The organism is Flavobacterium sp. DSP2-3-1 (genome assembly GCF_049896865.1).
GTDB lineage: Bacteria > Bacteroidota > Bacteroidia > Flavobacteriales > Flavobacteriaceae > Flavobacterium.
Genome location: NZ_JAFCVD010000013.1, coordinates 39095 through 57653, shown reverse-complemented (window position 1 = coordinate 57653; position 18559 = coordinate 39095). Strand labels below are relative to the sequence as shown.

General features: G+C 32.0%; 15 protein-coding genes. 7 read left to right on the top strand and 8 right to left on the bottom strand.

Going from position 1 to position 18559, the window contains the following annotated elements; all coding sequences use genetic code 11:
* Positions 1-209 precede the first annotated feature (209 nt).
* From tsaD to ACP7AT_RS14400, 7 genes are all read left to right on the top strand, one after another.
* Positions 210-1232 (top strand): tRNA (adenosine(37)-N6)-threonylcarbamoyltransferase complex transferase subunit TsaD, encoded by a 1023-nt coding sequence (gene tsaD, locus ACP7AT_RS14430; protein WP_426065100.1) that lies wholly within the window; start codon positions 210-212, stop codon positions 1230-1232.
* Positions 1233-1235: 3 nt separating this feature from the next.
* Positions 1236-1943 carry a 16S rRNA (uracil(1498)-N(3))-methyltransferase gene (locus ACP7AT_RS14425; RefSeq protein ID WP_426065099.1) on the top strand — a complete coding sequence of 236 codons (708 nt, stop codon included), beginning with the start codon at positions 1236-1238 and terminating at the stop codon, positions 1941-1943.
* An 11-nt stretch (positions 1944-1954) separates the two neighbouring features.
* Positions 1955-2593, top strand: a complete 639-nt coding sequence (locus ACP7AT_RS14420) for a DUF4159 domain-containing protein (protein WP_426065098.1) — start codon at positions 1955-1957, stop codon at positions 2591-2593.
* A 532-nt stretch (positions 2594-3125) separates the two neighbouring features.
* On the top strand, positions 3126-4070 hold the full coding sequence (locus ACP7AT_RS14415) for a zinc metalloprotease (RefSeq protein WP_426065097.1): 945 nt from the start codon (positions 3126-3128) through the stop codon (positions 4068-4070).
* 77 nt (positions 4071-4147) lie between these two features.
* A complete protein-coding gene (locus ACP7AT_RS14410; protein WP_426065096.1) occupies positions 4148-5239 on the top strand; it encodes an AI-2E family transporter in 1092 nt (363 codons plus the stop codon).
* Positions 5240-5241: 2 nt separating this feature from the next.
* The gene (locus ACP7AT_RS14405; RefSeq protein WP_426065095.1) at positions 5242-6423 is read left to right on the top strand and encodes a THUMP-like domain-containing protein; all 1182 of its coding nucleotides are present in this window, start codon (positions 5242-5244) and stop codon (positions 6421-6423) included.
* A gap of 2 nt (positions 6424-6425) precedes the next feature.
* A complete protein-coding gene (locus ACP7AT_RS14400; RefSeq protein WP_426065093.1) occupies positions 6426-6992 on the top strand; it encodes a hypothetical protein in 567 nt (188 codons plus the stop codon).
* A 3-nt stretch (positions 6993-6995) separates the two neighbouring features.
* On the opposite strand, the gene ACP7AT_RS14395 is transcribed toward ACP7AT_RS14400, so the two are convergent.
* From ACP7AT_RS14395 to ACP7AT_RS14360, 8 genes are all read right to left on the bottom strand, one after another.
* Positions 6996-7655: a M15 family metallopeptidase gene (locus tag ACP7AT_RS14395; RefSeq protein ID WP_426065092.1), complete on the bottom strand. Its 660-nt coding sequence runs from the start codon at positions 7653-7655 to the stop codon at positions 6996-6998.
* A gap of 94 nt (positions 7656-7749) precedes the next feature.
* A complete protein-coding gene (locus ACP7AT_RS14390; RefSeq protein ID WP_426065090.1) occupies positions 7750-8877 on the bottom strand; it encodes an efflux RND transporter periplasmic adaptor subunit in 1128 nt (375 codons plus the stop codon).
* Positions 8878-9088: 211 nt separating this feature from the next.
* Complete coding sequence (locus tag ACP7AT_RS14385; protein ID WP_426065088.1) at positions 9089-13429, bottom strand: CusA/CzcA family heavy metal efflux RND transporter; 4341 nt, start codon at positions 13427-13429, stop codon at positions 9089-9091.
* 613 nt (positions 13430-14042) lie between these two features.
* Positions 14043-14432 carry a hypothetical protein gene (locus tag ACP7AT_RS14380; protein WP_426065087.1) on the bottom strand — a complete coding sequence of 130 codons (390 nt, stop codon included), beginning with the start codon at positions 14430-14432 and terminating at the stop codon, positions 14043-14045.
* Between the two features lie 1670 nt (positions 14433-16102).
* Positions 16103-16693, bottom strand: a complete 591-nt coding sequence (locus ACP7AT_RS14375; protein ID WP_426065086.1) for a membrane or secreted protein — start codon at positions 16691-16693, stop codon at positions 16103-16105.
* A 644-nt stretch (positions 16694-17337) separates the two neighbouring features.
* Positions 17338-17445, bottom strand: coding sequence for a heavy metal-binding domain-containing protein (locus ACP7AT_RS14370; RefSeq protein WP_426065085.1), 108 nt, complete (start codon positions 17443-17445; stop codon positions 17338-17340).
* Positions 17446-17644: 199 nt separating this feature from the next.
* Complete coding sequence (locus ACP7AT_RS14365) at positions 17645-17782, bottom strand: hypothetical protein (protein ID WP_426065083.1); 138 nt, start codon at positions 17780-17782, stop codon at positions 17645-17647.
* Between the two features lie 180 nt (positions 17783-17962).
* The gene (locus tag ACP7AT_RS14360; RefSeq protein WP_426065082.1) at positions 17963-18298 is read right to left on the bottom strand and encodes a four-helix bundle copper-binding protein; all 336 of its coding nucleotides are present in this window, start codon (positions 18296-18298) and stop codon (positions 17963-17965) included.
* Between the last annotated feature and the right edge of the window lie 261 nt (positions 18299-18559).

Below are 18559 nucleotides of genomic sequence, written 5' to 3'. Positions count from 1 at the left end.
TACCAACAAAAGCAGGATTAGTCCCAGTAGCAAGCGCAGCGCTATTTTTATAACTTTTTTGATACCTATTTAATGTTTAATGTTCTAAAATTTGATTTTGCCACTGGAAACGGGGTGCTTTTGATAAAAATTCTTTAATTTTGGCTTTTGACAAAAAAAATTTTTCTATAATTGACCCGTCAAATGTAATTCAAAATTTGTGCCTTTTTATGCAAAATCCTGAGGTTTTTATTCTTGCTATCGAAAGTTCCTGTGACGATACTGCTGCTGCCGTTCTACAAAACGACAAAGTGCTGTCAAATGTTGTAGCAAACCAGCTCATTCATAGTCAATATGGCGGAGTGGTTCCGGAACTCGCCTCTCGTGCGCACCAACAAAATATAGTTCCCGTAGTCGATGCAGCGTTGCGTAAGGCAAATATACAAAAAGAACAACTCTCCGCAATTGCATTCACACAAGGTCCAGGACTTATGGGTTCGCTTTTGGTGGGAAGTTCTTTTGCTAAATCAATGGCTGTTGCGCTACAAATTCCACTAATCGCCGTAAATCACATGCAAGCCCATGTTTTAGCTCATTTTATCGATGAAGATGGTTTTGAAAAGCCTTGTTTTCCCTTTTTGGCGCTGACCATAAGTGGCGGACATACTCAAATTATTAAAGTGGACAACTTTTTTGACATGACGGTGATTGGCGAAACTACTGATGATGCGGTTGGAGAAGCATTTGATAAAAGCGCAAAAATTTTAGGTCTTCCTTATCCCGGAGGCCCTTTGATTGATAAATACGCGCAACTGGGAAATCCAAACGCATTTGTATTTACAAAACCTAAAGTTCCCGGTTTGGATTTTAGTTTTTCGGGCCTAAAAACAGCTATTTTATATTTTATTCAAAAGAAAAAATTAGAAAATCCAAGTTTCGTTGAAGAAAACCTAAATGATATTTGCGCCTCAATTCAACATACAATTATTGAAATTTTAATGGACAAGTTAAAATTAGCTGTAAAAGAAACGGGAATAAAACAAATTGCCATTGGCGGTGGCGTTTCCGCCAATTCTGGAATTAGAAGTACATTAAAAGAAACGGAGAGCAAATACGGTTGGAAAACCTTTATCCCAAAATTTGAATATACAACTGATAATGCTGCAATGATTGGGATTGTGGGTTATCAAAAATTTTTAACACAAACATTTGAAACTTCCGCTGTAGTTTCTAAAGCAAGAATACAACTATAAATTATGCAATTATTTTACAATCCAACTATTACGGAATTCACTGAAGTTTTTTCTTTTGATAAAGAAGAAAGTAAACATATCATCAAAGTATTGCGCAAAAAAGATACCGACCTATTATATGTTACCAATGGTTTAGGCTTTTTATTTAAAACTGAAATTACTTTGGCCTCCGACAGTAAATGCACGGTTAAAATTATTTCATTTGAAAAAGCAACTCCATCAAAATTTAAGTTGCATTTGGCTGTTGCGCCAACTAAAATGAATGACCGCTACGAATGGTTTTTAGAGAAAGCAACCGAAATAGGTGTACATGAAATCACACCAATTATCTGTGATCACTCGGAACGAAAAGTTATTAATAACGAACGTTTTGATAAAATTCTATTGACCGCCATGAAGCAATCCAATGAATTATATCTTCCTAAATTGAATCCGGCCACTACCTTTAAAGAATTTATAAAACTTAAAAATGAAGGCGTTAAATTGATTGCTCATTGTGAAGAAACGAATAAAAGAACACTCAAGTCAATTTTGAAACCAAACGAAGATATTACACTGTTAATAGGTCCTGAAGGGGATTTTTCCGAAAAAGAAATTGCATTAGCTGTAGAAAATAATTTTACAGCAGTTTCTTTGGGGAACACAAGATTACGTACAGAAACTGCTGCAATAGTTGCCTGTCACAGTGTGGTATTTGTCAATGAGGAATAACTAATTCAATTATGAGGCTACTATTTTATCTTCTGTTTATTCTTTCAACACCCTTGTTTTCACAAGAGATTGCATTGGTGAAATACAGTGGCGGTGGCGACTGGTATGCAAATCCGACATCACTGCCAAACTTAATAAAATATTGTAATGCTCATATCAACACCCGAATAAAAACCAAGCCAGCAACTGTTGAACCGGGAAGTCCTGATTTATTTTCATACCCTTACGTTCACATGACAGGACATGGAAATGTTGTTTTTAATGATGCGGAAGTAAGTAATCTTAAAAACTATTTACTTGGCGGCGGATTTCTCCATATCGACGACAATTATGGTATGGATCAATACATAAAAAAAGAAATAAAAAAAATATTCCCAAACAATAACTTAGTAGAAATTCCTGCCAGTCATGCTATTTTTCAAAAACCGTATTCTTTTCCAAATGGCTTACCCAAAATACATGAGCATGATGGAAAACGACCACAAGCTTTCGGAATTTTTATAGAAAACAAATTAGTTTTGCTTTACACGTACGAATGCGATTTAGGTGACGGTTGGGAGGATCAAGAAGTCAACAATGATCCAATTGAAATTCGTGAAAAAGCACTAAAAATGGGTGCTAATATTATAAATTATATTTTTAATAACTAGCCGTTTCTTTTTAAATTCTGTTGAAAATTATTTTTTTTTTTTAATTTTATCTTCATTTTTAAACTTCACCTTTCATATTCTTTAAAAAACATTACCGCTACTTTATTTTTAAAATAAAATTTAAAAAAACTCTTCGCATAATAATTAATTTACACAATTTCCGGAATTTACCTAGATAAATTATATTTATTAGTCAATGACAACGGGTATAATTTGTACGATTTACTTCTAAGCTATAGTAAGTGATAAATTAATTTGTTTTTAAAAAAAATAACGTTTTGTAAACCAATATCACAAAAAGTATCTTAATTTCTTTAATTAAAACTAATGAATAAAACTTTTTAAAATTTAAAACAAAATAAATTATCAGAAAATACTTTGAAATAAATTTTTACAATTTTACGGAAACCCGTAAAATCTGTGGATTACATTTTTTTTTAAAAAAAAATTAAGCAATACTTTTTTTTATAAAAAATTTGTTATAAAATTGTGAAATAATTAACCAAATCTATTAATTTATAACAAATTCATTATGAAAAAAATTTTTTTATCTGCTGCAGCATTTTTAATGCTTTTCTCTTGTCAAAACGATCCGACAGAAGCTACTCCAGAAGCAAGTGCAGTGTCACAACGTGGTTGTGCATCTCAAGAAGTTCTTACTGCTCAAATGAAAGCTGATCCTTCATTAGCTTTAAGGATGAATAAAATTGAAGCTTTTACTGAAAAAGCAATGTTATCTGCTCGTTTAGTAAATGGTAAAGTAGAAATTCCAGTTGTAGTAAATGTATTGTACAGAACTGCTGCAGAAAACATTTCTTTGTCTCAAATCCAATCTCAAATTGACGTATTGAATAAAGATTTCAATGCTTTAAATTCTGATTATAATTCAGTTCCTGCAGCATTTTCAGGAGTGAAAGCAAATGTTGGAATTACATTTGTATTACAAAATGTAGTGAGAAGATCAACAACTACAACTTCATGGACAACAAATGATGCGATGAAAAAATCAGCACAAGGAATTGCTCCAACTACACCAACAACTGTTTTAAACATGTGGTCTTGTAATCTTGGTGGCGGTATTCTTGGCTACGCACAATTTCCTGGAGGAGCATCTGCTACTGATGGAGTAGTAATGGATAACAATGCTTTTGGAAGTGGAGGTACAGCAGCTGCGCCATTTAATTTAGGAAGAACAGCTACTCACGAAGTAGGTCACTGGATGAACTTACGTCACATTTGGGGTGATGCAACTTGTGGAAGCGATTTAGTTTCTGATACACCTACACACAACACATCTAACTACGGTATTCCAGCTTATCCTCATTACAGCACTTGTACTGGTACTCCAGTTGAAATGACAATGAACTATATGGATTACACTGATGATGCAGGAATGTACATGTTCTCTAACGGTCAAAAATCAAGAATGGCTGCTTTATTTGTTTCAGGTGGAGCAAGAGCGAGTTTCGGAATATAATTTTTTTTAGTTTTTTAGAATTTAAAACTCGCTACTTGTTAGCGAGTTTTTTTATATTTACAATCTAAAATAGAAACATGATTACTTCAAAAACCATTTCAAATGGGATTCTTAGAGCATTATTGACACTAACTTTATGTGGTTTAATCTTGTTCTTTTTTTATCAAATTCAATCCGTATTGATATACCTGGTTGTAGCATTTATACTAACATTGATCGGAAATCCTATTTTAGACTTTTTTAAAAAGCGATTGAAGTTTAATCATATTTTCGCAACAATAGCGACTTTGCTTATTTTTATACTAATCATATTCGGGTTTATAATGATGTTTGTTCCTTTGATTTTATCTCAAGGACAAAACCTGTCACTTCTTAACACTGCAGAAATTGAAAAAAACATAATCCGGTTAATCAATCAAATCACTGTATTTTTAGACAATCACCAAATTGATTCTGCACAGGTTTTAAAAGAAGCTAACATTACCTCTAAAATAAATTTTAATTTCATCCCTAACTTCTTAAATACAATTTTAGGCACAATTAGTAGTTTGGGCATAGGATTAGGATCCGTACTATTTATTACTTTTTTCTTTTTAAAAGACCGACTAATGTTCATTTTAGGAGTAAAAAAACTAATTCCAAACAGCCATGAAGAACAAATATTACATTCTTTGGGAAAAATAAACCGCTTGTTATCGCGTTATTTCATTGGATTATTACTTCAATTATTCATTGTATTTCTATTGTACCTAATTGTATTATTCATTTTTGGAGTTCCAAATGCACTTGTTATAGCATTTTTATGTGCAGTACTAAACATTATCCCATACATTGGCCCACTTATAGCGTCTTTTTTAGCGGCAATTCTAACAATGTTAAGCAATTTAGGGAGTGATTTCCAATCTATAATTTTGCCGACCACCATTTATGTTTTAATTGGTTTTTGGATCGTTCAAATTATCGATAACAATTTATCCCAGCCATTTATTTTTTCTCAAAGCGTAAGCTCACATCCGCTGGAAATATTTCTTGTAATCTTAATTGCAGGTTTCCTTTTTGGAATATTAGGAATGATAGTGGCAGTGCCGCTGTACACAATAATAAAAGTTATGGGTAAAGAATTCTTCCCGGAAAACAAAATTATCATGCTATTAACTAAAGATATTTAATTTTGGATTCAAGGATTTTAAATGCCAAAATACAGGCTTTTATCAATGACAACATTGGAAAAAGTGTATCAAAGTTAGCACTTCGAAAAAATCCCTTTCAAGATTTGGATTGGATTTATGTTTTGAATCAAATAGAAGCTAAAACAAAAGCAAAAGATAAATTGCCCAATTGGTTTGCCACTAAAAATATTATTTATCCAAGTAAAATTTCGATAGAACAAACATCATCCGAAAAAACAGCTTCGTACAAAGCTTCCATAATTTCCGGTGAATCTTTAATCGATTTAACGGGAGGTTTTGGAGTAGACGATTATTATTTTGCAAAAAAAATAAAAAAAGTTGCCCATTGCGAAATTAATCCGATACTTTCTAATCTCGTAAAACATAATTTTGAACAATTAAATGTTACAAATATTACTTGTTATTCAGGAGATAGTTTGGATACTTTAAATACACTAAATACAAAATGGGATTGGATTTATATTGATCCTTCCAGACGAAATGATGCCAAAGGAAAAGTATTCATGCTGAAGGATTGTTTACCAAATGTTCCTGAAAATCTTGATTTTTATTTTAAAAACTCAGATGCCGTTCTTTTAAAAACTGCACCACTTCTTGATCTTACCGCGGGTTTATCCGAATTGAAACACGTCAAAACTATTCATATCGTAGCTTTAGAAAATGAAGTAAAAGAATTAGTTTGGGAATTGCAGAAAGATTATTTTGGAAATGTAAACATCAAAACCGTTAATATTTTAAAAGATAAAATGGAAACATTTCATTTTATTTTAAATGATAATTCTACATTACCAAACTTTAGTTTACCTCAAAAATACCTTTACGAGCCCAATAGCTCCATCATGAAATCAGGTGGATTTGATGAAGTAGGTCTTTTTTTTAACTTAAATAAACTACACAAACATTCCCACTTATACACTTTGAAAGATCTTATACCGTTCTCAGGACGCATTTTTGAAATTCAGAATACATTTGCTTATAATAAATCGGAAATGAAAACTTTTTTAGAAAAAACACAAGGGAATATAACCATCCGAAATTTCCCGGACAGTGTTGAAATTATTCGAAAAAAATGGAAAATAAAAGACGGTGGAAATGTATATTGTTTTTTCACAACCGACGTAAATAATCATAAAATTGTTATAATTTGCACCAAAATATCATAAAAATGAAACATCTGATTGCACTGACTTTATTTCTTTTCAGCTTTAATATATTCGCTCAAAAACCATGTGATTACAGCGCTAATGTAAATGATTCTATCGGGACTTATAAATCAACCAAAGAATACATGATTAGCGAGAAGAATTTTGCGGGGAATTCAAGTTATATTTTTTATTCTTTGGCATTAACAGATGGCTTACCAACATTGACCGTTCAGAGTATTAATAAAAGTAAAGATTTTTTGAAAGCCAATTGTTTTGATAAAAATTCTAAATTGTTTTTACAGTTAAACAATGGAAAAATAATAACGCTAATTCATATCGATCAAGAAAATTGCGGCACCATGATACGCGATGAGAAAGGATTTGATAACAGAGTTAATTCCGGAATTTTTATGTTTATGAAGGATAGTTTTGAAGAATTAAAAAACTCGCCCGTATTCATGATGCGAATTAAATATTTAACTGATACAGAAGATTACGTCTTCAAAAAAGAGTTCAAATCTGAATTAACAAGCGAAATTTATTTTCCCGAAAACTATTTCATTGACAACTTAAAATGTATTGAATAAAAACTATTTACAATCCCATTTAACATTTGAAACCTTATCATTCAAACCGGATTTTAAATTGTAATGCCACCATTCTGAATCGAAAGAATTAAATCCACTGCTGGTCATAATAGATTTCAATAATAATCTGTTTTGTTTTACTGCTGCTGAAACATTTGGATAATTGTGACTTGCTTCTATTCCAAAAAAATCAAAATCTGTTCCCATCGGCAATTCTTTTTCCTTGCTGTCAACTAGCGTAATATCCACCGCTCCGCCTCTATTATGGATGGAACCTTTGACCGGATTGGCAACATATTGCGGGTTAGAGACTATTTTCCACATTTTTTTTTGAATATCCAAAGGGCGATAACAATCAAAAATTTTGATTTTATAACCATTTTTGATGAATTTCATATTGGCTTCCAAGAGTGCTTTCACGGTTTTCAAACGCAAAAAACATTCGGCGCAATCATACACCTTTGCATTTAAAAAATTATCATTTGTGGCATACTTCATATCATAGACAAAATCTTGGCTGTACTCTTTTAAATTTACAAATGCAGTATCATTGATAATTGAAGCACTTTTCTCTTGTCCATCAGAAATGATGATTTGTGATTTACAGGAAAAAACACAAAAAAGAAAACAAAGTAATACAAGAGATTTAAAATAAGAAGTCATAACTGTTATTTTTTTATAAAAATAGAATAATAAAAGGGATTTTAAATTATATGTTTAATCAAAAAGTTGCATTTGTAACTGGAATCCAGCATTTTTATTCTTCTACATTTTTCATTTTCATTAAGAGTGAATATGAACCTTTAATCACAACGGTAGCCTCATTCAAATCTTCTGAAATAATTTCAGTAAATTCATTTTCTGTAATTCCTATTGTAACTTCTTTCATTTCAAATTGCTTGTTTTGTTTGGCAATAAAAACATAATTCTTGTTTTCATAATTCACAATAGCATCAGATGGCAATACATTTGACTGCTGACTTTTTAATTCAATTTCAGCATTCATATACATTCCAGGTAAAAGCGCTTTGTCGAAGTTTGTAAAATGGCAATGCATTTCAGTGCTTCTGTTTTCGGAAAAATCTTTACCGATTAGAATAATTTTGCAATAATATTTTTTCTCCGGATTGGTATTGGTGTAAGCGACCACCGATTGGCCAATAGCCAGTTTATCGATGTCTTTTTCAAAAACGGTCAATGCCAAATGAATATCAGATGGATTAACAATCTCAAATAATACATCACTGGGGTTTACGTATTTGCCAATATTTACATTTACTTTAGATACATAACCGCTTATTGGCGAATAAATATTGATGCTTTTTGAAATGTTCTTTGTAGAAACATTATTTGGATTTATCCCTGCAAATTTTAATTTCTCTCCATACGATTGCACCATTACCGATAGTGAGTTGTATTCTGATTGTGCTTGTTGATACACTTTATCGCTGCTGGCTTTGCTTCGGTTGAGTTCTCTTTGTCTTTCAAATTCGGCTTTTGCGTACCCTATTTTCGCTTTCGCCAAAAGGTAATCTTCCTGCAGTTGAATGTATTGTTGGTCTTCTACAACACACAAAACCTGTCCTTTGCTTACATACATTCCCTCTAAAAGTTTGGTATATTTTAAATAACCTCCCATCGGCACACTTATGGAGACTAAATTTTGGGGCGGAACATCTATTTTACCATTTAATTTTAAGGTAGATGAAACTTCTTTTTGCTCCATTTTCCCTGTTACAATACCCGCATTTTTTATTTGTGCATCAGTAAGAGTTGTCGTGTTTTCGATAGTTGGAGTGGCTTCTGTTTCGCTTTCCGTTTTCTTTTCTCCACATGCAAAAACGCATACTATTGCCAGTATTGTAAAGATTGTATTTTTAATCATGATAGTATTTTTATTTTGGTGTTTGTAAATTTGACATTTCATTTTATATATCTTGAAAATTAATATTTGGCTTAAAAATAATAACGCGAAAATGCAAAGTTTGAACCATACACTTTTCCCACACTGATGGTTTGCACCATATGCAACTTAGCAAAGGTTTTATTTTCTAAAACTATCAAAGGTTCAGTCAATATTTGTTTTAAATTCATCATTAATTAGAAAGATAATTAAGTTCAACAACGCTTACATTCAATTTTTTAACCGCTTCAATGTAATCACTTTGAATCTCTGTGCTTTGATTAATAAGCATTACCCATTCCAGATAATTAATATCACCATTGAAAAATTTATCATTAGCAGCTTTAGTTACCAAATCCGCATTTTTCAACGCCTGACTTTCATAATAAGCGATAGTTTCTTTGTGTTTTTTATATTCCTGGACTAATTCCTGATAATGATTTTGAAATTTAAGTTTTTCATTATTTAACTTGTTTTCAGCTATTTGAGTGTTTATCTCTAAAGCCTTTTTCCTATTATTTATCGCTGTATTGAATAGCGGAAATGCCACTCCAAATTGTCCGTAAACACCATTATAACTTTCTTGAAACTCCGCATTTGTTTTGAAAGTTTGCCAATAAACACCACCGATTAATTCAGGTAATTTTTTAGATTTTTCAAGTGAAACTTCCGCTTTGCTGCTATTTACTTCTTGTTCAAATATTTTTATAGTGGGTTGATTGCCAATGGCATTTTTATCTAAATTTTCGGTAAAATACATTTTGAATTTTTCTGATACTGGGATAAAGTCTTTGTCAGAATTAAGCAGATACTTGAATTGCGATTGCACTATTTTATAATCACTTTGTAATCCCAAAAGCTGAATTTTTATTTGTCCGGATTGGTTTTCAGCGGTTGCTTTTTCTAATATGTTGCTTTCGCCTTTGTCAAAACGAAGCGCTGAGATCCTTAAAAATTCCGAATATATACTATCGCTTTTTAGCAACAACTTTTCCTTCTCTTTTAGATACATCATTTCGTAAAACACGATTGTTACCTGTCTGGTGAGTTCCTTTCTTTGCAAAGCTTCGTTCCATTGCCCTTTTTTGGCTTCTTCTATTAAAAGTTGTTGTTGCCTTTTGTAAACGGTTGGAAATTTTATGCTTTGCGAAATACCAATTTTCATATCATTTGCATTGCTGTTAAACTGACCGTATTCGCCAATAATTCCCGTGTTGGAAATATCATAGCCTGTTTTGGTCATTTTTTGCAAGTACTCTGAATTTAGTTTTTCGTTTTTAATTTTGATATTATTTGAAAGAGCCGTTTCAATCGCTTTCTCAATTGAAATTTTTTCCTGAGCAGCCGCATTTTGAAAAGACAAAAACAATCCCACAACTATGATTGTTGTGATTGATTTTATCTTTTTTGGTTTTAATTTAATTCCTTTTTCAAACATGATATATAAAATTGGTAAAACAAATAAGGTTAAGAACGTTGCAACCAACAGACCTCCAATTACGACAGTTGCCAAAGGTTTTTGTACTTCTGCACCAGAACCATTGCTTAATGCCATCGGTAAAAAACCTAATGATGCGACAAATGCAGTCATTAGAACAGGACGTAATCGAATTTTGGTTCCTTGTAAAACAATTGCTTTTAAATCAGTTTCGCCAGATTTTCGAATGCTGTTGAATTCTGCAATCAACACCAGACCATTCAGAACCGCTACACCAAATAAGGCTATAAAACCAACTCCGGCACTAATGCTAAACGGCATTCCCCGCATCGCTAAAAAGAAAATACCTCCAATTGCCGAAAGTGGAATTGCCGAATAAATCAACAGTCCTTGTCTTACGGAATTGAATGCAAAATAAAGCAAAATAAATATTAATAGTAATGAAACCGGAACCGCAATCATCAAACGGTTTTTGGCTTCGTTTAAATTTTCAAAAGCACCTCCATAAGTTGCATAGTAACCCGCAGGAAATTTAATTTGAGTTTCAACTTTACCTTGCAGTTCTTTTACAATACTTTGCACATCACGTCCCCGAACATTAAAACCAACTACAATTCTACGTTTGGCATCTTCTCTTTGTATCTGATTTGGGCCTTCGGTAATTTCAACTTTTGCCAATTGAGATAAAGGAATTTGCGAACCCGTGGACGTTGGTATTAATAAATTTTGAACATCTGCCAAATCCTGCCGTTTCTCGCCTATTAAACGAACTACTAAATCAAATCGTTTTTCGCCCTCGTAAACAACTCCTGTGCTTTGTCCTGCAAATGCGGTATTTACAATGCGATTGATATCTTCAATATTTAAACCATATTGTGCAATGGAAGCTCTGTTGTAGTCAATTACTACTTGTGGCATTCCAGTAACGGTTTCTACATAAAGGTCGGAAGTTCCTTCAACTGTATTTACAGTTTTACCTAATTTATTGGCGTACAAAGCCAATGTATCTAAGTTTTCTCCAAATATTTTACAGACTACATCTTGCCTTGCACCAGTCATCAATTCATTAAAACGCATTTGAACCGGATATTGAAAACCAAAGGAAACCCCAGGAACAGCTTCCAATTCCTTTGCCATTTTTTCTGATAGTTCATCAAAAGTTGTGGCAGAAGTCCATTCACTTTTGTTCTTTAAAATGATCATCATATCGCTTGCATCAATGGGCATAGGGTCAGTTGGCACTTCGCTACTTCCTGTTTTGCCTACAATTTTCTCTACTTCGGGAAATTTTTCTATTAGTATTTTTGCACCTTGTGAAATGGCAGTCATTGAAGTTTGCAAATTACTTCCCGGCAAAACCCTTGTTTCTACAGCAAAATCACCTTCTTCTAACGAAGGCATAAATTCGCCACCCATAAACGAAAGTGTAATTAGCGCTAAAACAAATAATCCTAATGTTACAGCAATAATTGTTTTTGGAATCCCCAATGCTTTATTTAGAAGTGGTTGATAGAAATTTTCTAATTTTTCCATCATTCGATCTGAAAAAGTTTTTTTGTGGGATAATTTTTTATTTAAAAATAAAGCAGTCATCATTGGAACATAAGTCAAAGACAATATAAAAGCACCAAACAGAGCAAATGCAATGGTTTGTGCCATTGGTAAAAACATTTTCCCTTCAATACCGCGCAACGTAAAAATGGGAATATACACGATCAATATAATCAACTCTCCAAATACTGACACATTTCGCATTTTTATTGCCGTTTTTAATACAGTATTGTCCATTTCTTGTTGTGAAATTTGAGCAGTTTTCCTGCTGTGCAAACTAAACAAACACGCTTCAACAATAATAACGGCACCATCCACAATTAATCCAAAATCTAATGCTCCTAAACTCATTAGATTACCACTCACCCCAAATATGTTCATCAATATAACTGCTATCAACATAGCCAAAGGAATTACTGACGCCACAATTAATCCTGCTCGTATGTTTCCTAAAAAGAAAATAAGAACAAAGAGAACGATTAATGCACCTTCTAATAAATTTTTTTCGACCGTCGAAATAGAATTATTCACCATTTTAGTGCGGTCTAGAAAAGGTTCCAGAATGACGCCTTCGGGTAATGTTTTTTCGATTTGTGCAATACGATCCTTAATGTTTTTAATAACCACATTACTATTGGCTCCTTTTAACATCATTACTACTGCACCCGAAACTTCACCCGATTGCACACCTTTTTTATTAAAAGTCATTGCCCCGTAACGAATAGCACTACCAATACGAACATCAGCGACATCACGAATGAATAAGGGGCTTCCGTTACTAGTGTTTTTAATGGAAATCTCTTTTATATTTTCGATAGTGTTAATTAATCCTTCACTGCGGATGTATAAAACTTTAGGCCCTTTTTCAATATAAGCACCACCTGTATTTTGATTGTTTTTTTCTAAAGCCGTAAAAACATCTGTAATAGTGATATTATAGGATTGCAATTTATTGGGATCAATCGCTATTTCAAATTGTTTCAATTTCCCACCAAAACTGCTCACTTCCGCCACACCTTCAACGCTCAATAACTGCCGGCGCACAATCCAATCCTGAATGGTTCTTAACTCGGTTATATCATATTTTTTTTCGAAACCGGGCTTCGTTCGTACAGCATATTGATAAATTTCACCTAGTCCTGTTGTCACCGGTGCAAGAACTGGATTTCCAATACCGTTAGGAATTTGGTCTTTAACTGCACTTAATCGTTCTGTTACTTGCTGTCTTGCCCAGTACACATCGGTTGCATCGTTAAAAACAATGGTAACCACTGATAAACCAAAACGAGAAAAACTACGAATTTCTTTCAGTCCGGGAATATTACTGTTGGCTTGTTCTATTGGAAAAGTAATCAGTCGTTCAATATCGGTCGCACCCAGTGATGGTGCTGAAGTAATTACCTGAACTTGATTATCTGTAATATCAGGAACGGCATCAATTGGTAATCTGGTAAATTGATAACTCCCATATCCGATGAGCGCAAAAATAAACAGTCCAATAATGAGTTTGTTTTTGATTGAAAACTCAATAATTTTATTTAGCATAATTTGTTATATTGATGAATGGTCACTACTTATTTTGAATACTGGCCCTATAATTTTATTGTAATTGTGATGGCTCCCTTTTCATTATTTTTGAAAAACGAACCGTATTTAAAAAAACTGGATTTGTTGCTTTTGTTTGATTAAAAAATTTAAAAACAACCGACCCGTTAATTTTTTATTTAAAATCGTTTTTCCTTTTATCTTCAGTACCTAAAAACTAATATTGTTTTCTCTTGCGACCATTACAATTTTGTAGTTGCCGTAATTTTATATTATTCTAACGTGTGGCGTTTTGATATTAGTAATAGTTACTTGAGTGTGCGAAATTGGTGTTAATACAATTAACAAAAATATGTCTTTTGCGATTGATTCAATTGTTTTGCTTTTTTATGTTTTAGTGTTAAAAATAATTGAGTATGTCTTTGACTTTCCTAAAAAGTTAATTAATAGTTTATATGACTAAAAAACGATTGACATATTAACTCGTAAAAACGATTCTTATTTTACAATGAAATTGACGTAAAGAAACATTTACCAAAGGTATAAAGCAAAGTACTTTTTCATACTTAATAAAAATATTTAAAGTATTGTTAACCAAGCATTTAAAATTAATTTAACTCAATTTGGGAGGAAGCCAGATGCATAAAAAAACATCGGAATTGTAAAATTCTGGACGAAACGGAACAGTACTATTTACAGAAATAGTATTTGGTTTGCGAAATGAAAACTCGATTATGGTTTCAAAAGCAAGGACATTATTAACTGATTGGTTAATTGTCTTAAAAGGTAAGTTTTGATGATTGTCTTCTTCCTGATCAGAATGATGTTGCGTATCATTGTAATGAATAGCTATGAAATCAAGTAATGAAATATTCTGGCTACTGTAATCTTTTTGATGATCTGAAAAGTGTTGTAATAAGTTGGGTAATTTCAATAATTGTCCCATCTCTGTGTTAGCACACAAAAAAACAAAAAGGAATAATATGGCAATTATTTTTTTCAAGATTGTAAAAGTAATAAATTTTATTGATTGCCTATAATTTGTAAAATAAATATTGCGGGAATCCTAATATGCCGAAACTGTGAGCTATTTTTGATGCTAGCGAAGCAATTTTGCTGACTTTTAGATTATACTATTTTCTGTCGAAGAATTAACATATATAATATATTTCGTTATTGCATATTAAGCAAATTTTAATCGATTTTGAATAACAATATTTTTTCTTTAAAATGTAATCCGAAGCTGCCAGTACTAGATAATTTGGCTTGTATTTTTTTAAAGATCGGTGAAATATTAATAGGAATGGTGATGGTTAAATGGAGGGAATGAAAAAGTGATAAAACTGTACTGGTTTGATGACATAAATCATTCCTGTAGCATGACGTATCTTTTTTAAGGAAATAAAAAAATTAAAAATTAATGGTTGCGTCTTTAAACAGACCGTAAATTCACACTAAATTATTAAATTAGAGTGATTTATTAATTAACTGGAAGGTTTTTAGTGATATGAATTTTTGAGTATATGTATTTGGTTTAATGTAAAAACCTAAACGGCAATTAAGAAAAAATCAAAACAATATTGTGAGCTCTTCAATCACACTGAGTGTGAACACTTTGTAACTACCAAAATCAAGTTTGCAATCATTACCGTAATGATGTCCATGCTGATACATACTTCCTATGGGAATTTAGAAAAAAAAAACATAAACAGGTTGAACAGAACCATTTGTAACAAAAGGAATAAGAAAATAGCGAGCATTTACAATTAATGGATGGAACTCGTAAATTGTTAAAATAGGAATTGGGAGAAAAATACAGTCAGCCATTATATAGCGGTACAGAGAAACAACTTGCGTATGGTAAAAACACATTTACAATATAATGCGTAATTTATCACAGTAGTAACGGTAAAGTTGATAGTCCACGAGTAGCAACATTGCAATCTGAGCCAGCAAATTTTACTGAACCTCAACATTCGTCATTTTATTCAAATCAAGGACGAATACAACTCATAAAAAAGGCGTGAAAGGAACTGCAATAAAAGCTATGGAAAACACTGTGAGCTAAAAAGAGATCCTTTTCTATACGAATGTAAATTCTCTTAAAAATTCAGATAAAATGATGGAATACCACGAGCAGAACAATTCAAATGATGATAATCGAAAGGCTTTAAAAAGTAATGGAGAATGTTTCAATTCAGAAAAGCAATTGTAAACATGTTTTGAACGGATTTATTAACCAATTTTGCTTTCTCATAAATGAGATTCATAGCGCTTTTGGGACATTTTTCCGGTTTAGTGACATGAATTTCAGGATGCATTTAACAAGTGTTGGTTACAGACTGTGTCTGTCGAATATCCGTTTTTTTGAAAATTCTCCTTTCATTTCTATTTTCTGCATAACCATGGCAAATTAAAGCGAGTATAAATGCTAATGCTACTATTATTCTCGTCTCTATAATCCTAAATTTCGCATTAATCATTTTCTTTTTCTAAAATTGTTTGTTCCTACAAAGAATACTATAAGAATAATTAGTATAAAAACCCACCAAAACATGTGCATTCCCATGAAAGAGTATTCACCCATATGCATTTCTCCGTTGCCGTTTTCCAACATAATTCTATAGTATTAAGGTTAAATAAATTATTAATGATGTGCTGATCTTTTTCCTTTTACTGTTTTTTATCCATTCTTTTCATTTTATTCATGTCCATTTTTTCTTTTTTCATTTTGTCCATCATTTTCATCATTTTCTCATTTCCCATCATTTCCTTGCACATTTCAGACATCATCGCGTCATCTCCTTGTGATGATTCTACCAAATTTGACATCATACTTTTCATCATTTCTGGATTATCTTTCATCCCTTGCATCATTTCTGACATCATACTTTTCATCATTTCTGGATTTTCTTTCACCATTACCATCATTTTAGCATGATTTTCTTTAATCATCTCCGGATTCTTCATCATCATCTCTGACATCATACTTTTCATCATTTCCGGATTTTCCTTCATCATTCCCATCATTTTCGCATGACTATCTTTCATCATTTCCTTTTCCTTCTCCTGCATCATCATCATCCCACTTTTGCTATTCATAAGTACCCCCATCATCTCTTTTGACATACTTTCATTATTAGCAATCTCATTCATAATTTCCATTCTCTTATCTGATTTTGAGAGAACCTGGTTGGTTGACTGGCAGGAATATAAAAGACCAATAAAACCAATCGTTAATGCAACTTTTTGTACTGTTTTCATGATATTAAATTTATTTGTTAAACATTTTAACTATATGTAGATCTGCGTTTTACAGCAAAAAAACATTGTTGAATTTTAAAAAAAAATATAATCACTTTCTTTTATCAGTCAATATTGTTCAATAAAAAAAGGATATACTGAAACGAATTTAATTTTCTATTTAAGGAATTTAATTCCTTACTTTTAATGTTGTCGCTGTTTCATATTATTTAGGTAAAATCTCCATAGAAAACTCTGCATGTAATGCCCCCGTTTGGAAAACCAAGATAAGCAGAAAGCCTTCTACGGCTCAAAACCAAGAGAACCAAGGCTAATCAAATCAATATCAAACCTTTCAGCTGCTTTGAGTATTGCACTTTTTAGAGAGCCATCAATAACCATTATATTTAAATTAAAGCTGGATTTTTATTACGCAAAAATTTAGCTGCATTTTTAGTAATTTTCTCTCTGACTCTAAAAGCGTTGCGATCAACTTCAGTATATTATTTACGTGGAACTCCCATTTGCCTACGAATATTTTTTAAAAACATTCTGTCATAAACAGAAACAATACCCACTGCGGCTTTGGGTGAAAATGGTTTGTTGGCAATTTCATTAATTGCTGTTTTACTATATTTTGAAGCGTCGGATTGCTTAAAGAATTTCTATTCTTTTTCCTCCACTAAATTCATTCCGCATTTAGAACATTTTCCGGGTTTGTCCGATGTAACTTCTGGGTGCATTGGGCAGCTGTACGTTTTTTGAGTTTCCATTTTTTTTATTTTACTGTTGTTTATATTTTTATTCTTTCAACACATTTATACGTTTGTTGAATCCAGTCATTTTGAGTGATTGAATTTTTTTATCTGTCATCTCATCAATCATTTTAGGATATTCGTAATCGATTTACACATTTTAGTCATCGTCGTACTATTTGTTTTAGATCCTACCGCCATTTCGGTTATCAATTCCTTATATCATACCTGAATTATGCTTCCTCATTTTCATGGTATTTTCGTGATTTTTCATCATTCTTTTTCCTTTACTACTGTTCATCATTGGTTGCATTATGTTGTTAGACGTATCGCAATCGTTTGCAATAGTATTCATTAGTCGACTTTTTATCATCTGACTTTCAAAGAATTTGATTTTCCTCAGTTTTGGATTGGCAAGAACTAAATAAATAATTAATATGCTTTTTTATACCGTTTTCGGAGTATGTAATTTTTATTGTTTAAAATCTCTTAAATAATTCCTCTAAACGAAACTTAATTTAAGAGATTTGAATACTTACATTTTACTCATATTACTGCATTCAATAGCACATTTTCGACAGGCTTCCGCACAATTTTTGCAATGCTCCATGTGTGCATGTTTTTCACATTCGTCGGCGCAAGCAGTACAAATTTCGGCGCATAATTTGCAGATTTTTTCCGCAAATTCACTACCACTTGCCATAGCCTGCATTGCAAATAAACAAATAGCCGCACAATCATGATCTAGTTTTATGCAACGAGCTAACATTTTTACGTCTTGCTCATTCAAGCATTCACTTTCACAATGAGAACATTCTACTGCACATTCTGAACATGCATCGATACACTCTTTAAATTTTTGATGACTCATCTTTTTTACTTTTAAATCGCAAATTAATTTTCGCTATTTAAAGGTAGCTTTTTAACTTGAAAAAATATTGTGAAATTCTAAAAATAATTATATAATTAACACATTATCAAACGTGTAACTTTTTTTTTTAAAATCGTGGTTTAAAAAAAAGACACTTGTCTTTTAGAACAAATATTCGTTATTTAGATTTAAAATTTGAGTTTTTTAATAATATAACGTGGCCCCAAAACGAATATCCCTATCACTACCATAGTGTGTAGT